The following is a 12,533-nucleotide window of genomic DNA, read 5'->3' as shown; positions in this document are numbered from 1 at the left end:
TTCGCGTCCGATCCTGAAGAGCAGCGCAACTTCGCCCGAAGAATTCCGCGAGGTGGAGCGCCCGCCGCCCGCCGCCCGGCCGCCACCCGAACGCGACGCTCCACCAGACGCCAGGTGAAATCCCCGAGGGAACGCCGCTCCTCCCGCGCCAACCCGAAGGCCGCCCCGCGGCCGGAGAAGAAGGAATGCCGCGCAGCGGCGCCGCCGGGCTCCCTCAGCCGATGGCGGCGAGGCCGGGGAAGGTCTCCAGCAGCCAGAAGGCCAGCGTCTCGAAGGTGCCGGTCATCATCATCGCGCCGACGACCACCAGCAGCCCGCCCATGGCCGCCTCGACCCGCCCCAGATGCCGGCGGAACCCGGCCATCCAGCGCAGGAACGGCCCCACGAAGGCCGCCGCCAGGATGAAGGGCGCCCCCAGCCCCAGCGCGTAGACCGCGAGCATCCAGACGCCCTCGCCGACGCTCTCCTTCTGGGCCGCGAGGAACAGGATCGAGCTCAGCACCGGCCCGATGCAGGGCGTCCAGCCGAAGGCGAAGGCGAGCCCGATCACATAGGCGCCCGCGAAGCTTCCCGCCGCGCCGCCCGCATCGAACCGCGCCTCGCGCATCAGGAAGGGCAGCGCCTCATGGCCCGAAAAGCGCAGCGCCGCCGCCAGCGCGACCAGCGCCGCCAGCACCGGCCAGTGATCTGAGATCTGCGCGCCCAGGTCCGAGCCGGTCAGCAACGCCCCCGCCGCCAGCAGCGCCAGCAGCGCCGCCACCGTCTGCGGCGCCCGGCGGAAGCCGATGAAATGCTGACCGAGCACATAGATCACGAAACCCGCCGCGATGCCGAATTCGTAGCGCCAGGCGTTGAGCGTCTGCCCCACCAGGCTGGCCGTCGCCCCCAGCGCCACGAACACCGTCGCCAGGCCGGCCACGAAGAACAGCGAGCTGATGAAGACCTTGCGCTTCACCGCCCGGTCCACCGTCTCGCGCGCCGACAACTGCTCCAGCGAGGCCCCGGCCATGAAGGCCAGATAGGGCGGCGCCAGCGGCAGCACGCAGGGCGAGAGGAAACTGAGCAGGCCGCCGAAGAAGGCGGTGACCAGGCCGATATCGGTCATGCGGGCTCCCTGCGCCCGGTGGGGCGAAGATGCGGCGGGGTCGCGCCCGGACAGGCGCGGAGCGTGCGGCTCGGGCGTCGGGCCGACAACCGGGCCGGTCGCCGCGAAGCGGCGGCGCCGGCGCCCGAACGGGGCCCGTTTAAGCGCATGGCGCGGGCGGCGTCACCCTCCCGCCCCCGCACTCCGGCTCAATTCGTCGTGTCGGGCCCGGGCGCCGCGGGGGGCGCCGTGCGGGAGGTGTCCCCGGGGGCTTGCCCGGGGGCTTCATCCGGGGATTGCTCGGGCTCGGTCGCGGCTTCGGCGGCCGTTTCGGCCGCGTCGGGGACGGCCGGCGCGCTCTCGGCACCCTCGGGCGCGGGCGGCGCGGCCTCCGCCGGCTCGGTCAGGGTGGCGAGATAGGCCACCACGTCCTCCACCTCCTGCGCCGAGAGCCAGGGCTGGCGCAGTCCCGGCGCGCGGTCGGCCAGGGCCAGCGAGACATGGTGATAGGCCGGCATCCGCGAGCCCGGCCGGCTGATCTGCGGATTGACCACGGCGAGCCGCAGCTCCCCCAGGCTCAGCTCCGCCGCGATGCCGTCGAGGTCGGGCCCCGCGGGCACCGGCAGCAGCGGCGGAACCCCGCGCCGGATCCGTCCGCGCGCGGCGATGTCCTCGGAATCCGCCGCCCCCGAGTCGATCGCCGCGGTCTCGGAGACCGTCCCCTGCGCCGGGCGCGCCGGCGGCGGCGCGAGCCGGTCGGGCGCGAGCCGGGAGGTCGAGGTCGAGCGGCTCTCCTCCGCGTCGTCTCCCGAGCCGTCGCCGTCCACGGGCTCGCCCTCCCCGGCTTCGGGCTCGGCCTCGGCGTCCGCGTCCTCGGCCAGAATGGCGGCGGGCATCGGCGGCAGGCGGTCGCGCAGGATGCGGGGGACGACGGCGAGCCGCGGGGCGCCGGGGGCCGCATGGCAGCTGACGCAGCCGCCGGTGAGGTCCGACAGGAAGATCGCCCGGCCCCGCGCCGCGTCGCCGACCGCGCCGGCCAGCGGGGCCTCGATGGCGATGCCGTCGGTGACCGCGTAGGCGACCGCGGGCGGGCGCAGGTCGCGCAGGGGTTCGGCTGCGGGTTCGACTGCAAGTTCGGCTGCGGGCGCCGGCCCCGTTCCGGTCCCGGCCTCGCTCGCCTCCTGCGCCCGGCTCCCCGGCGCGGCCAGGGCCCCGAGCGCGATCAACGCGGCCAGCGCCAGGCGCGGCGCCGGGCTTCCGCATGCTGGGCGTCCGGCCGCTCCGCGCGCAGAGGCCGCGGCGGCGGGGGGGGTGGGGTCGGGCATCCCGGTCTCCGTCGATAGGAGCGGCGAACCTAGGCGCCCCCCGTTCCCTGCGCAAGCCGCGCCCTTCCCGCCCTTGCCCCCGCCGCCCCGCGACGCTAGCCGTGGGGCGCCCCCGCGATCGGAGCCGTCATGTCCCAGCCTCCCGCCTCCCCGCCCGAACCGTCCCGCCCCGTGGACGAGGAGATCGACGCCCGCGGCCTGCTCTGCCCGCTGCCGGTGCTCAAGGCCCGCAAGCGGCTGGCCGGGCTGGCGGCGGGGGCGCGTCTGGCGATCACCTCCGACGATCCGGCCGCGGTGATCGACATGCCGCATTTCTGCGCCGAGCAGGGTCACGCGCTCGAAGCCCAGGACCCCGACCCCCGGGGCGGCCGGCGCTTCGTGATCCGCAAGGGCGGCTGAGCCCGACCTCCCCCCCTCTCCCGTCGCTCGATCCGCCCCCTTCGGCCCCGCCGCGAGGGGCCGTTTCCTTGCGCGCGCTACGGCGCCTTCGCCGCGGAAAGGTTCCTTAAACCTTGCCCGGCCACCCCGTATTAACCGGGACATCTTTTCCTAACCCTGCGCGCGAAACGCCTATTAACCGATCAACTATTGCGAAACGCTGACGCGAAACCCTCGATAAACCGAACGCACGAATTCTAAACCACGTCGCTTCATGCGGCGTTGGCGTTGAAAACATTTTCTAACCACAGCGTTTTACTTGGGCGACACCCGCCATCGCCCAGAACACCCCGGCGAACGACAGCGAATTCTCCAGGGGTGGGGACGACAATGACCAACGACGCGACGGCGGCGATCGCCCGGACTCTGTCCGGCGGCAATGGCGGGCAGACCCTCACGGGCGGCGAGGCGGGCGACCGTCTGCGCGGCGACAAGGGGCTCGACGGCGCGTCCGGTCAGCTTGTGGTTCGCGACGCCGACCGGGAGGCGGGCGAGGCCGCCGAGGGCGCCGCCGACAGCGTCGGGCTTCTTCATAACGGCGCCCTGCGCTTCTACGCCGCCGGGGCCGCCGCCGGCTCGGGCGGGGTCGCCGCCTGGACCATCGGCGCGGGCGACACGCTCTCGGCCGCCTGGTCGCAGACCGCCATGCATTACGACGTCAACGACCTGCTGACCGGCGCCCCGGCGCTGGACGCGGTCACGCTGGGTTCGCAGACCTATCTGTTCACCGCCGGTCACGGCGTGAGCCTGTCGCGCCTCGACCCCGCCGGCGCGCCGGAGCTGCTGGACAATCTCGACCACGCCTGGGGCGACGGCCTGATCTATCCGGGCGCGGTCGCGGCCTTCGTCTCGGGCGGGTCGCTGATGGCGCTGGCCGGCGGCGGCTGGGAGGGCGGGCTGACCCTGCTGCGCTGGTCCGCCACCGGGCTGTCGGTCGTCGCCCGCATCGAGGACGACGCGCGGACCCCGATCTCCGACATCGACGCGATGGAGGACATTACGGTCGGCGGCCGCCGCTTCGCGGTCGCGGCTTCGGCGGACGAGGGCGCGATCTCGGTCTGGGACATCACCTCGACCAACCTGCGCATGACCGACAAGCGCGGCTTCGACGACGCCGAGACCCGGTTCGACCTGGCCGGCGTCGCCTCGGTCGACGCCGCGGCCGTGGACGGCCGGGCCATGGTCTTCGCCGCCGCCCCCGACGCGCTGGTGGTCTACGCCCTGTCGGGGACCGGCCGGCTGACCCGCCTGTCCTCCATCGAGGGCGCGACCGAGGCCCGGCATGTCTCGCTCGACGGCCGCGACCTGCTGTTCTGCGCCGATGGCGGCGACACGCTGCGGGTCTACGAGATCGCCTCAACCGGCCGCCTCGACCTGGTGCGCGAGACCCGCGTGGGCTGGGGGGCGGAGGTCTCGGCGCTGTCGGTGACGGCTTCGGGCGACCGGGCGCTGGTGCTGGCGGCGCGGGCCGACGCCGACGGGCATGACCTGCTGTCCTTCGCCTTCGAGGAGGGCGACGACACCATCGACGGCGGCGGCGGCCGGGATTCGATCTGGGGCGACGGCGGCGACGACCTGCTGATCGGCGGCGCCGACGTGGACCGGATCTGGGGCGGCGAGGGCGCCGACCGCATCCAGGGCGGGACCGAGACCGACTGGCTCTACGGCGAGGCGGGCGCCGACTCCGTCGACGGCGGCGCGGGCCGCGACAACATCTGGGGCGGCGAGGGGTCCGACCGGCTGTTCGGCGGCGACGACATGGACAAGCTCTTCGGCGGCTCGGGCGCGGACACGCTGGACGGCGGCGGCCACGCGGACACCCTGAACGGCGGCGACGGCGCCGACCGGGTGCTGGGCGGCTGGGGCGACGACGTGATGACCGGCGACGCCGGCGACGACTACATGGACGGCGGCGACGGCTATGACCGGATCGACGGCGGGGCGGGGAGCGACTCGATCCTCGGCGGCGCCGGCGCCGACACCATCTCCGGCGGCGAGGGCGACGACCGGATCGAGGGCGGCGACGCCCCCGACGCCATCGACGCCGGCGCGGGCGACGACGTGGCGATGGGCGGCGAGGGCGCCGACGACCTGACCGGCGGCGCCGGCGCGGACCGGCTGCTGGGCGGGAACGGCGACGACACGCTGCGCGGCGGCGACGATGCCGACGACCTGCAGGGAGAGGCCGGCGACGACGCGATCTGGGGCGAGGCCGGCGACGACGCGCTGCTGGGCGGCGACGGCGCGGACCTGCTGGACGGCGGCGACGGCGCCGACGTGATGCGCGGCTGGACCGGCGACGACCGGCTTCTGGGCGGGAATGACGACGACTTCCTGTTTGGCGACGCCGGCGACGACGTGCTGGACGGCGGCGCCGGCGACGACCGCCTGCTGAGCGGCGCCGGCGCCGACGCGGCCCGGGGCGGCGGCGGGCGCGACCTGATCAAGGGCCAGGGCGGGAACGACCGGGTCGAGGGCGGCGGCGGCGCCGACAAGGTCTTCGGCCAGGGCGGCGACGATTTCGTCTTCGGCGGCGGCGGCAAGGACCTGCTGAAGGGCAATGGCGGGAACGACCTGCTCGACGGCGGCGGCGGCAAGGACGTGCTGAAGGCCGGCGGCGGGCGCGACGCGCTGATCGGCGGCGGCGGCCGCGACCAGCTGGTCGCCGGCGGCGGCCATGACCTGCTGATCGGCGGGCGGGGCGCGGACGTGCTCAAGGGCGGCCGCGGCCGCGACGATTTCCAGTTCGGCGCGCGCGACGGCAAGGACACCGTCAAGGACTTCGCGCTCGGCCTGGATCAGCTCGAATTCACGGGCGCCGACGACATGGGCGACCTGCGGATCTCCACCTTCAAGGGCGACGCCATGGTGGCCTACGGCAAGACCAAGGTCATCCTCGACGGCATCGACGCCCGCGATCTGGGGGAGGGCGATTTCCTGTTCGACTGAGCCGACCCCTCATTCCAGACCCCCCGAGACCCAACCCGACCCCTTTTCCGGGCCGCCCCCTTTCGCAGGGGCGGGGCCGGGGCGCGGAGCGGGTGCGGACGAGACCGGCCTCCCACCCCGTTGGCCCTCGTCCCGCGCGCCCCGCCGAGCGTCCCCGGCCGGACCCGGCCTCCGCGCCGCGCCCTGTGATTCCGGGCCGGCGCACCTAGTCCTGCGCGGGCGTCGCGAAGCCTGCGCAGGGGTCCTCGCGCTCGGCGCGCGCGGTGATGACGACGATGTCGAAGGGCGCGGCCTCGGCCGGACCGCCCTCCGGCGCCCAGGGCGCGAGCGCCGCGCGCCAGTCCGGCTCGGAGCCGTCCGGACCGGATCCGTCCGCATCGAAGGAGACGCCATCGGGCCATTCCACCATCGCCACCGACAGGGTGGCCAGACCCGGCGCCGCCCGGCCGAGATAGGCCGGAACCCCGCGGTCCCGGCGCGCATGACCATCGCCCGTCACCAGAACGGCGGGCCCCGCGGAGACGCGGGCGGGCGCGGCCTGTTCGCGGCCGCTCCCCGCCCCGTCCCCCGTCCCGTCGCCGCCCCCACGCTCAACCCCGCCGGCATGCCCGGCGGGGGACGATCCCGCGCGCGCCCCCCCGCGCGGCGCGTCTTGCGCGCCCATAAGAGCGAGCCCCGCCCGTCGCGCCCGCAGCAGCGCGGCGGCGAAGGCCGCGTCGCGCAGGCGCTGCGCCTCGGCCATGCCGGGCAGCATCGCCTCGGGCAGCGCGCCGCAATGGGCCTCGGCCATCTCGGCCTCCACCTGCGCCTGCGCGGCGGCGTCGGGCGGAGCGTCGAGCCCGTAGACCGCGCCCGCCTCCCCCGGCTCACCCGCCTCGCGCAGCGCCGGGCCGATGGCGGCCGCCGCGCTGTCGCCGATGGCCAGGCGCAGCATGTCGCGCGACAGGCCGGCGCCGGCGATCGGGGCGTCGGGCGCGGCCAGCATCGAGGGCAGATAGGCGGCCCAGCCCCCGGCCTCGGCGGCGGCGCGCAGCTCGGCCTCCGGCGCGCCGGACCTGCGCAGGGCCGCCAGCGCCGGGGCGTCGGTGGATTTCAGCATTTCATAGGCCAGCCCGGTCGGGGCGAGCCGGCGGACAAGCTCGGCCTGAAGCGCGTGGTGGCGAGGGTTGTCGTGGATCTCGCCCAGAACCACCAGGTCATGCCCTCGCGCCAGCGCCGCCAGCGCGTCGAGATCCGGGACCGGCGCGCCCCCGGGCAGCGTGAGGATCAGCGCGCGCGGCGTCGCCGACCGCGCCTCCGCCCCCCCGACCTGGGCGAGGGCCGCGCCCCCCGCAGCCAGTCCCGCCGCCATGCCCGCCGCCAGTCCCGCCGCCGCCAGTCCGACCGCGGCGACGCGCCCCAACCGATCACGCCCATATCGCATCCGCTTGATCTCCTTCGCTTCCGCGCCTTGGCGCCGCAGCCGGGAATATGGCGCTGCGGCCGCCGGTTGGGTATCCTGACGGTCGAAGAGCCTTCGCAGAATCGAGCGCCGATGCCCCCTGACACCGCCCTGCCCGGCCCGCGCGGCGCCGCTCCGCCCCTCGCGTCCGGCTTCGATCCGCGGTGCGGATCGCGCTCCTCCACCTCTTCCAGAGCCGGCTCGTCCGACGGTTCGCCCCGACTTCGCGCCCCCGGACTCGCGGCCCGTCGCGCAGCCCGTCGGGCGGTCGCCGCGGCGGGGCTGGCCGGGCTCGCCCTGCTCGCCGGCTGCGCCGACACCACCGACGCGCGCTACGCCCGCACGCTGGCCAACTACCAGGCGGCCGGCCTGATGCGCACCGATATCGACCCGCCCGACGCGCCCTTCGGCGACGCCGACCTGATCCGCGACTTCGAGCGCATCGCCTTCCACATGGAATTCGAAAGCGCCACCTCGCTGGTCTCCAGGGCCACGGCGGTCGAGCTGGTCAAGTGGCGCGGCCCGATCCGCTGGAAGGTCACCGGCGACGGGGTGCGCGAGCAGGATCTGGAGGCCTACCGGGACCTGACCGCCCGCATCTCCCGCCTCACCGGGCTGGAGTTCCAGGAGGTCGGCGCCGACCCCGACATCTTCATCCTGATCGCCAGCGGCCGGGTGCGCGACCAGTTCGTCGCCCAGATGCTGCGCAATGGCGGCGGCGGGCGGATCAGCCTGATCGAGGAATGGGCGCGCAACGACGTGTTCCCCTGCGTGGGCCAGGTCGGACGCTCGAAGATCGACGGGCGCTGGAAGAACCAGGCCACCATCGCCATCAAGGACGAGCTGCGCGGGGTCCTGCGCCTGAGCTGCATCCACGAGGAGCTGGTGCAGACGCTGGGCCTGCTGAACGACGATCCCGACGCGCGGCCCTCGATCTTCAACGACGACCAGGAATTCGCGCTGCTGACCCGGCATGACGAATACCTGCTGCGCATTCTCTACGATCCGCGGCTGCGCGCGGGCATGACGGCGGAGGAAGGCATGCCCATCGTGCGCGAGATCGTGGCCGAGATCGGCCCCGGCCCGTCGCCCGCGCCGCGCGCCACGCTGGCGCCGCCGACCCCGGCGACGATCCGGACGCCCACCCTGACGCAGGTCGCGCCGGCCGACTGATCGCGCGGCGGCGCTATTCCTCGGGTTCGGTGACGAAGCGCAGGGGGTAGCCGGCGGCCTTGCCGGCCTCGGTCGCCGCATCGGCCTTGGTCTCGGCCACGTCGCGGGTGAACACCGCCACCACGCAGACCCCGCGGCGATGCGCGGTGATCATCACCCGATGCGCCTGGTCCTCGGTCAGCCGGAACACCGCGCGCAGCACCGCCGACACGAACTCCCGCGGGGTGAAATCGTCGTTGAGCAGCACGACTTTCCACATCCTGGGCCGCTCGGCCTTGATCTCGGTCCCCGGCTTGAGAACAGGCGCGTCGGTCGTGGGCGCATCGGGGGTCGGCGTCCCGGCTCCCGCGGCCCGGAGCGGGGTCGCAGGGCGGCGGCGGTCGGGCGATCGGGGCATGGCGGCGCTCCGCTTGGCAGGGGCGGCAGGAGCCGGAGGTCTGGCGAACCGGTCCCATATAGGGTCTCATGCCCCGCGGCGCACGTCCATGGCGCCGCGTCCATCACGCCGCGCACCGGACGCGCACCGGACGCGCGCGAACAGGAGGGCGGGGCAACCGCCCGAACCCGGGGAGAGACCATGGCCTATTACCACGACGACATGAGGGCCCTGCAGGACCGCTACGAGGGCCGCGCCGTCGCCGACCGGCTGGAAACCCACCGCATGCACCGGGCGTTCTCCGAGGCCGACCGGGCGCTGATCGAGGGGGCGGGGTTCTTCTTCCTCGCCACCGCCTCCGAGGACAGCGTGGACTGCTCCTTCAAGGGCGGCGCGCCGGGCTTCGTGAAGATCACCGGGCCGGCGACGGTGGAGTTTCCCGACTACGACGGCAACCGCATGTATCGCTCGCTGGGCAACATCAAGCGCTCGGCCCGGGTGGGGCTGCTGTTCCTCGACTTCGGGGGGGGGAAGTTCGATGGCTCGGCGGCGCGGATGCGGATCAACGGGCTGGCCGAGATCGACGAGAGCCCGGAGGCCGCCGCCCGCCATCACGGCGCCAAGCGCGTGGTGCGGGTGACCGCGGAGCACATCTTTCCCAACTGCCCCCGCTATATCCCCCGCATGGGCGGGGCCGAGACCTCGGATTACGTTCCCGCCCCCGGCCATACGCCCCCGGAGCCGCCCTGGAAGAGCTTCGAGTGGGTGTCGGACGTGTTCGAGGCGGAGCGGAAGGACGAGGACTGACGCCGCCGCCCGCCTCCCGAGCCTGACCGGAAAGAAGCCCTGCCCGAGCCCGGCGCAAGTCTCGCCCCCCTCCATCCGCGCTATGAAGGCCCCTGAAACGCGGCCCGCCAGAGGCCGCCCAGGGGAGGACGCGCGACATGGACCGCTTGAAGGGCAAGGCCGGGCTGATCACCGCCGCGGGCTCGGGCATGGGGCGCGCGGGGGCGGAGATGTTCGCGGCCGAGGGCGCGCGGGTCGCGGTCTGCGACCATGACGGCCCGGCCGTGGAAGCGGTCGTCGCCGCCATCCGGGACGCGGGCGGCGAGGCGCTGCCGCTGGTCGCCGACCTGCGCGATCCCGTCGCCGCGCGCCGCGTCGCGAACCAGGCGGCGGAGGCGTTCGGGCGGCTCGACTTCGCGTGGAACCATCTCGGCCATCCCGGCCCCGGCGCGGCGGAGGGGATCGACCCCGACCTGCTGGAGCTCGCCATCGACCTCAACCTGCGCTCGGTCATCGCCACGACCGAGGCCGCGATCCCGCATCTGCGCGCCGCCGGGAACGGGGCCTTCCTGTTCACCGCCTCCACCGGAGGGCTGGTCGGCTCGCGCCATTCACCGGTCTATTCGGCGATGAAGCACGGGGTGGTCGGCTTCGCCCGCGCGCTGGCGCTGAAGCTGGCGGGGGACGGCATCCGCTCCAACGTGGTCTGCCCGGGCCCGATCGAGACCCCGATGATGGTCCGCTTCGCCAACCGCCCCGACCTGCCCCAGCGCGCCGAGGACGAGGTGCGCGCCACCGCCGCCGCCGGCACCCCCATGCGCCGCGTGGGCCGGCCCGAGGAGGTGGCGGCCGCGGCGCTGTTCCTGATCTCGGACGAGGCGAGCTACATCACCGGCGCCGCGCTGCCGGTGGATGGCGGCTTCACCGCGGGGTGATGGCCGGGCGCCCGGGGGCCATAGTTCATAGCGTTTCGCAACTCAACTTCGAGACTGTCGGGGCGCCAGGCTTCAACCTTCAAGTCAGCGCATTCCGGCAAAGCCATGAAATACATTCGTAATCCATACGAAGCTCGCCCTTGGTGAATATCAACTTTAGATTGATTTAACGTTCACTTCGCGCTAATTGTTAACCATGTCAGGCCTCACCGACAAACACACGCGGGAAGGGACGCCCGTCGCCGCGGCCGAGCCCCACCCCAACGCGCCGTCTCCCGACGCGCCGGCGGACGTCGGGGGCACGGAGGCTCAGGGCGCGATCCCGACGGCGGAGAGGCCCGTGGCCACGCCCCGGATCCCGCCCGGGGCCGGCGCCGCCGCCGCCACGGAGCGCGGCGCGTCGGGGGACAGGCTCATGCGGTTCTCACCGCGTCCCGTGCCGGACGCGCCCCGCGACCGGATCCTGCACGCGGCCCAGCGGATTTTCGAGCAGCAGGGTCGGGTCGACGTGCCGCTGACCGAGATCGCCGAGCGCGCCGGCGTCGCCCCCTCCGAGCTCGACTGGCACTTCGCCGCGAAGGAGGACCTGATCAACGAGCTTCTGCGCGTCGTCACGCGCCGCGCGGCCCGGGTGACGCGGGAGGCGCTGAAGCGGGTCGAGCGCGAGGCCGACGCCGCCGGACGCCCGCCCGCCCTGCGCGCCATCGTCGAAGCCTTCTGCGTCCCCTATTTCGACCCGAAGAACGGCCCGACGCTGGCGCGGCTGATCCTGCGCCATCAGCGGCGGCCGACGCCCTGGTCCGCCTCGGTGGTCAGCGACGAACTGGACGAGCTCGCCCAGGCCTTCCTGCGCGCGCTGGGCAAGGCCGCGCCGCATCTGTCCGCCGATGTCCTGCGCTGGCGGCTCTATTTCATGGTGTCGAGCGCGCTGCTGGCGACGGTCGAGCCGATCCTGCCGAGCCGGGTGTCCCGGCTCGCGACCGGGGAGACGCCGCAGGAAGACGCGGCCCGGACCCGGGCGGAGCTGCTGGACTACCTGGTCGCGGCCTTCGGCCCCGAGCCCGACGCGCGCCCCCCCGCATCCCAGTCCGCATCGCCGCCCGCGTCCCCGTAGGGCTGAGCCCGCGCCGTCACTCCGGCAACGGGATCGAGACCACCTGCCCCGCCTTGCCGAGCGTCACCCACAGCCGATCCCCGCGCACGCAGAGATTGGTCGGCCCCGAGCCGCGGCCGAAATCGATCAGCCGCAGGCAGGCGCCCGACAGGTCCAGCACCGCGATCTCGTTGCAGACCGAACCCGCGACATAGATCCGCTCGCCCTCCACCACCATGCCGTCGGAATGGAACATGTCGTGGAGCTGGCAGAACAGCTCCGGCTCGCCCAGCGCCGCGCCGCCCTTCCAGGCGTAGCGCACCACCTTGTGCCCGGTGGTCAGCCCGACCAGCAGCGACCCGTCGGGATGGAAGGCCAGCCCGTTGGGAAAGGTCGGAGAGGCCAGCAGCGTCGTCGCCCCGCCCTCGGGCTTCGCCAGCACCAGCTGCCCGCCGGCATAGGCGGCGTCGTCGCGGCCGACCGTCTCCCAGTTGCGGGGATTGGTGAAGACCACGTCGCCCTCGGGGCTGAACACCAGGTCGTTGGGCCGGTTGCGGTCGGGGGCGGGCAGCTTGTCGGCGACCACCGCCCAGGTCCCGTCCAGCGCCAGGCGCATGATGCAGCCGGGGATCTGCGGGTCGGCCAGATGCACCGCGCCCTTGGCGAGCAGCCCGAGCCCGCCGTTATTGGCGATCCACAGCGCACCGTCCGGCCCCAGCCGCATCCCGTTGGGCGCGCCGGGCAGGTCCGCCAGCACCCGGGTTTCGCCGTCCTTCGTCACCCGAACGCAGGCGTCCACCAGGTCCACGAAGGCCACGGCCCCGTCCGGCAGCGCCACCGGCCCCTCGACGAAGGCGCAGCCTTCCGCCTCGATCCGCATGTCCTGCGGACGCTCCGCCTGCATCGCCTCGACCATTCCGGGCCTCCCCGCCT

General features: G+C 74.2%; 11 protein-coding genes. 6 read left to right on the top strand and 5 right to left on the bottom strand.

Annotated elements, in window-relative coordinates:
- Window positions 1-214 precede the first annotated feature (214 nt).
- Entirely contained in the window at window positions 215-1,105 is an 891-nt protein-coding gene (locus BLV24_RS02910) for a cytochrome c biogenesis CcdA family protein (RefSeq protein ID WP_092679621.1), read from the bottom strand.
- A 188-nt stretch (window positions 1,106-1,293) separates the two neighbouring features.
- Window positions 1,294-2,310, bottom strand: coding sequence for a cytochrome c family protein (locus BLV24_RS02905; RefSeq protein ID WP_092679620.1), 1,017 nt, complete (start codon window positions 2,308-2,310; stop codon window positions 1,294-1,296).
- 228 nt (window positions 2,311-2,538) lie between these two features.
- Here BLV24_RS02905 and BLV24_RS02900 point away from each other — a divergent pair, with 228 nt between their 5' ends.
- Both BLV24_RS02900 and BLV24_RS02895 read left to right on the top strand, forming a co-directional pair.
- Complete coding sequence (locus BLV24_RS02900; protein ID WP_092679619.1) at window positions 2,539-2,808, top strand: sulfurtransferase TusA family protein; 270 nt, start codon at window positions 2,539-2,541, stop codon at window positions 2,806-2,808.
- Window positions 2,809-3,177: 369 nt separating this feature from the next.
- The gene (locus tag BLV24_RS02895) at window positions 3,178-5,796 is read left to right on the top strand and encodes a calcium-binding protein (RefSeq protein WP_092679618.1); all 2,619 of its coding nucleotides are present in this window, start codon (window positions 3,178-3,180) and stop codon (window positions 5,794-5,796) included.
- 205 nt (window positions 5,797-6,001) lie between these two features.
- On the opposite strand, the gene BLV24_RS02890 is transcribed toward BLV24_RS02895, so the two are convergent.
- Complete coding sequence (locus tag BLV24_RS02890; RefSeq protein ID WP_143040195.1) at window positions 6,002-7,219, bottom strand: ChaN family lipoprotein; 1,218 nt, start codon at window positions 7,217-7,219, stop codon at window positions 6,002-6,004.
- Between the two features lie 111 nt (window positions 7,220-7,330).
- On the opposite strand from BLV24_RS02890, the gene BLV24_RS02885 reads away from it, so the two are divergent.
- Window positions 7,331-8,410: a DUF2927 domain-containing protein gene (locus BLV24_RS02885; RefSeq protein ID WP_092679616.1), complete on the top strand. Its 1,080-nt coding sequence runs from the start codon at window positions 7,331-7,333 to the stop codon at window positions 8,408-8,410.
- A gap of 13 nt (window positions 8,411-8,423) precedes the next feature.
- Here BLV24_RS02885 and clpS read toward each other — a convergent pair whose 3' ends face one another.
- Window positions 8,424-8,807 carry an ATP-dependent Clp protease adapter ClpS gene (gene clpS / locus BLV24_RS02880; RefSeq protein ID WP_092679615.1) on the bottom strand — a complete coding sequence of 128 codons (384 nt, stop codon included), beginning with the start codon at window positions 8,805-8,807 and terminating at the stop codon, window positions 8,424-8,426.
- Between the two features lie 180 nt (window positions 8,808-8,987).
- Between clpS and BLV24_RS02875 the strand changes: the two genes are divergently transcribed.
- The 3 genes from BLV24_RS02875 to BLV24_RS02865 all read left to right on the top strand — a co-directional run bounded on the left by BLV24_RS02875 (window position 8,988) and on the right by BLV24_RS02865 (window position 11,621).
- Window positions 8,988-9,593: a pyridoxamine 5'-phosphate oxidase family protein gene (locus tag BLV24_RS02875; RefSeq protein WP_092679614.1), complete on the top strand. Its 606-nt coding sequence runs from the start codon at window positions 8,988-8,990 to the stop codon at window positions 9,591-9,593.
- 137 nt (window positions 9,594-9,730) lie between these two features.
- A complete protein-coding gene (locus tag BLV24_RS02870; protein ID WP_092679613.1) occupies window positions 9,731-10,507 on the top strand; it encodes an SDR family NAD(P)-dependent oxidoreductase in 777 nt (258 codons plus the stop codon).
- Window positions 10,508-10,922: 415 nt separating this feature from the next.
- Complete coding sequence (locus BLV24_RS02865) at window positions 10,923-11,621, top strand: TetR/AcrR family transcriptional regulator (RefSeq protein ID WP_176954598.1); 699 nt, start codon at window positions 10,923-10,925, stop codon at window positions 11,619-11,621.
- Between the two features lie 16 nt (window positions 11,622-11,637).
- Here BLV24_RS02865 and BLV24_RS02860 read toward each other — a convergent pair whose 3' ends face one another.
- Window positions 11,638-12,516 (bottom strand): SMP-30/gluconolactonase/LRE family protein, encoded by an 879-nt coding sequence (locus BLV24_RS02860; RefSeq protein ID WP_176954597.1) that lies wholly within the window; start codon window positions 12,514-12,516, stop codon window positions 11,638-11,640.
- Window positions 12,517-12,533 lie beyond the last annotated feature (17 nt).

Origin of the sequence: Albimonas donghaensis (assembly GCF_900106695.1) — a bacterium.
Taxonomy (GTDB): Bacteria; Pseudomonadota; Alphaproteobacteria; order Rhodobacterales; family Rhodobacteraceae; genus Albimonas; species Albimonas donghaensis.
This window is presented reverse-complemented; position numbering and strand designations above follow the sequence as displayed.

Coding starts and splice junctions, on each gene's coding strand:
- BLV24_RS02895 (WP_092679618.1), top strand. CDS start 3,178: ATGACCAACGACGCGACGGCGGCGATCGCCCGGACTCTGTCCGGCGGC.
- BLV24_RS02865 (WP_176954598.1), top strand. CDS start 10,923: ATGCGGTTCTCACCGCGTCCCGTGCCGGACGCGCCCCGCGACCGGATC.
- BLV24_RS02900 (WP_092679619.1), top strand. CDS start 2,539: ATGTCCCAGCCTCCCGCCTCCCCGCCCGAACCGTCCCGCCCCGTGGAC.
- BLV24_RS02860 (WP_176954597.1), bottom strand. CDS start 12,516: ATGGTCGAGGCGATGCAGGCGGAGCGTCCGCAGGACATGCGGATCGAG.
- clpS (WP_092679615.1), bottom strand. CDS start 8,807: ATGCCCCGATCGCCCGACCGCCGCCGCCCTGCGACCCCGCTCCGGGCC.
- BLV24_RS02875 (WP_092679614.1), top strand. CDS start 8,988: ATGGCCTATTACCACGACGACATGAGGGCCCTGCAGGACCGCTACGAG.
- BLV24_RS02870 (WP_092679613.1), top strand. CDS start 9,731: ATGGACCGCTTGAAGGGCAAGGCCGGGCTGATCACCGCCGCGGGCTCG.
- BLV24_RS02890 (WP_143040195.1), bottom strand. CDS start 7,219: ATGCGATATGGGCGTGATCGGTTGGGGCGCGTCGCCGCGGTCGGACTG.
- BLV24_RS02910 (WP_092679621.1), bottom strand. CDS start 1,105: ATGACCGATATCGGCCTGGTCACCGCCTTCTTCGGCGGCCTGCTCAGT.
- BLV24_RS02885 (WP_092679616.1), top strand. CDS start 7,331: ATGCCCCCTGACACCGCCCTGCCCGGCCCGCGCGGCGCCGCTCCGCCC.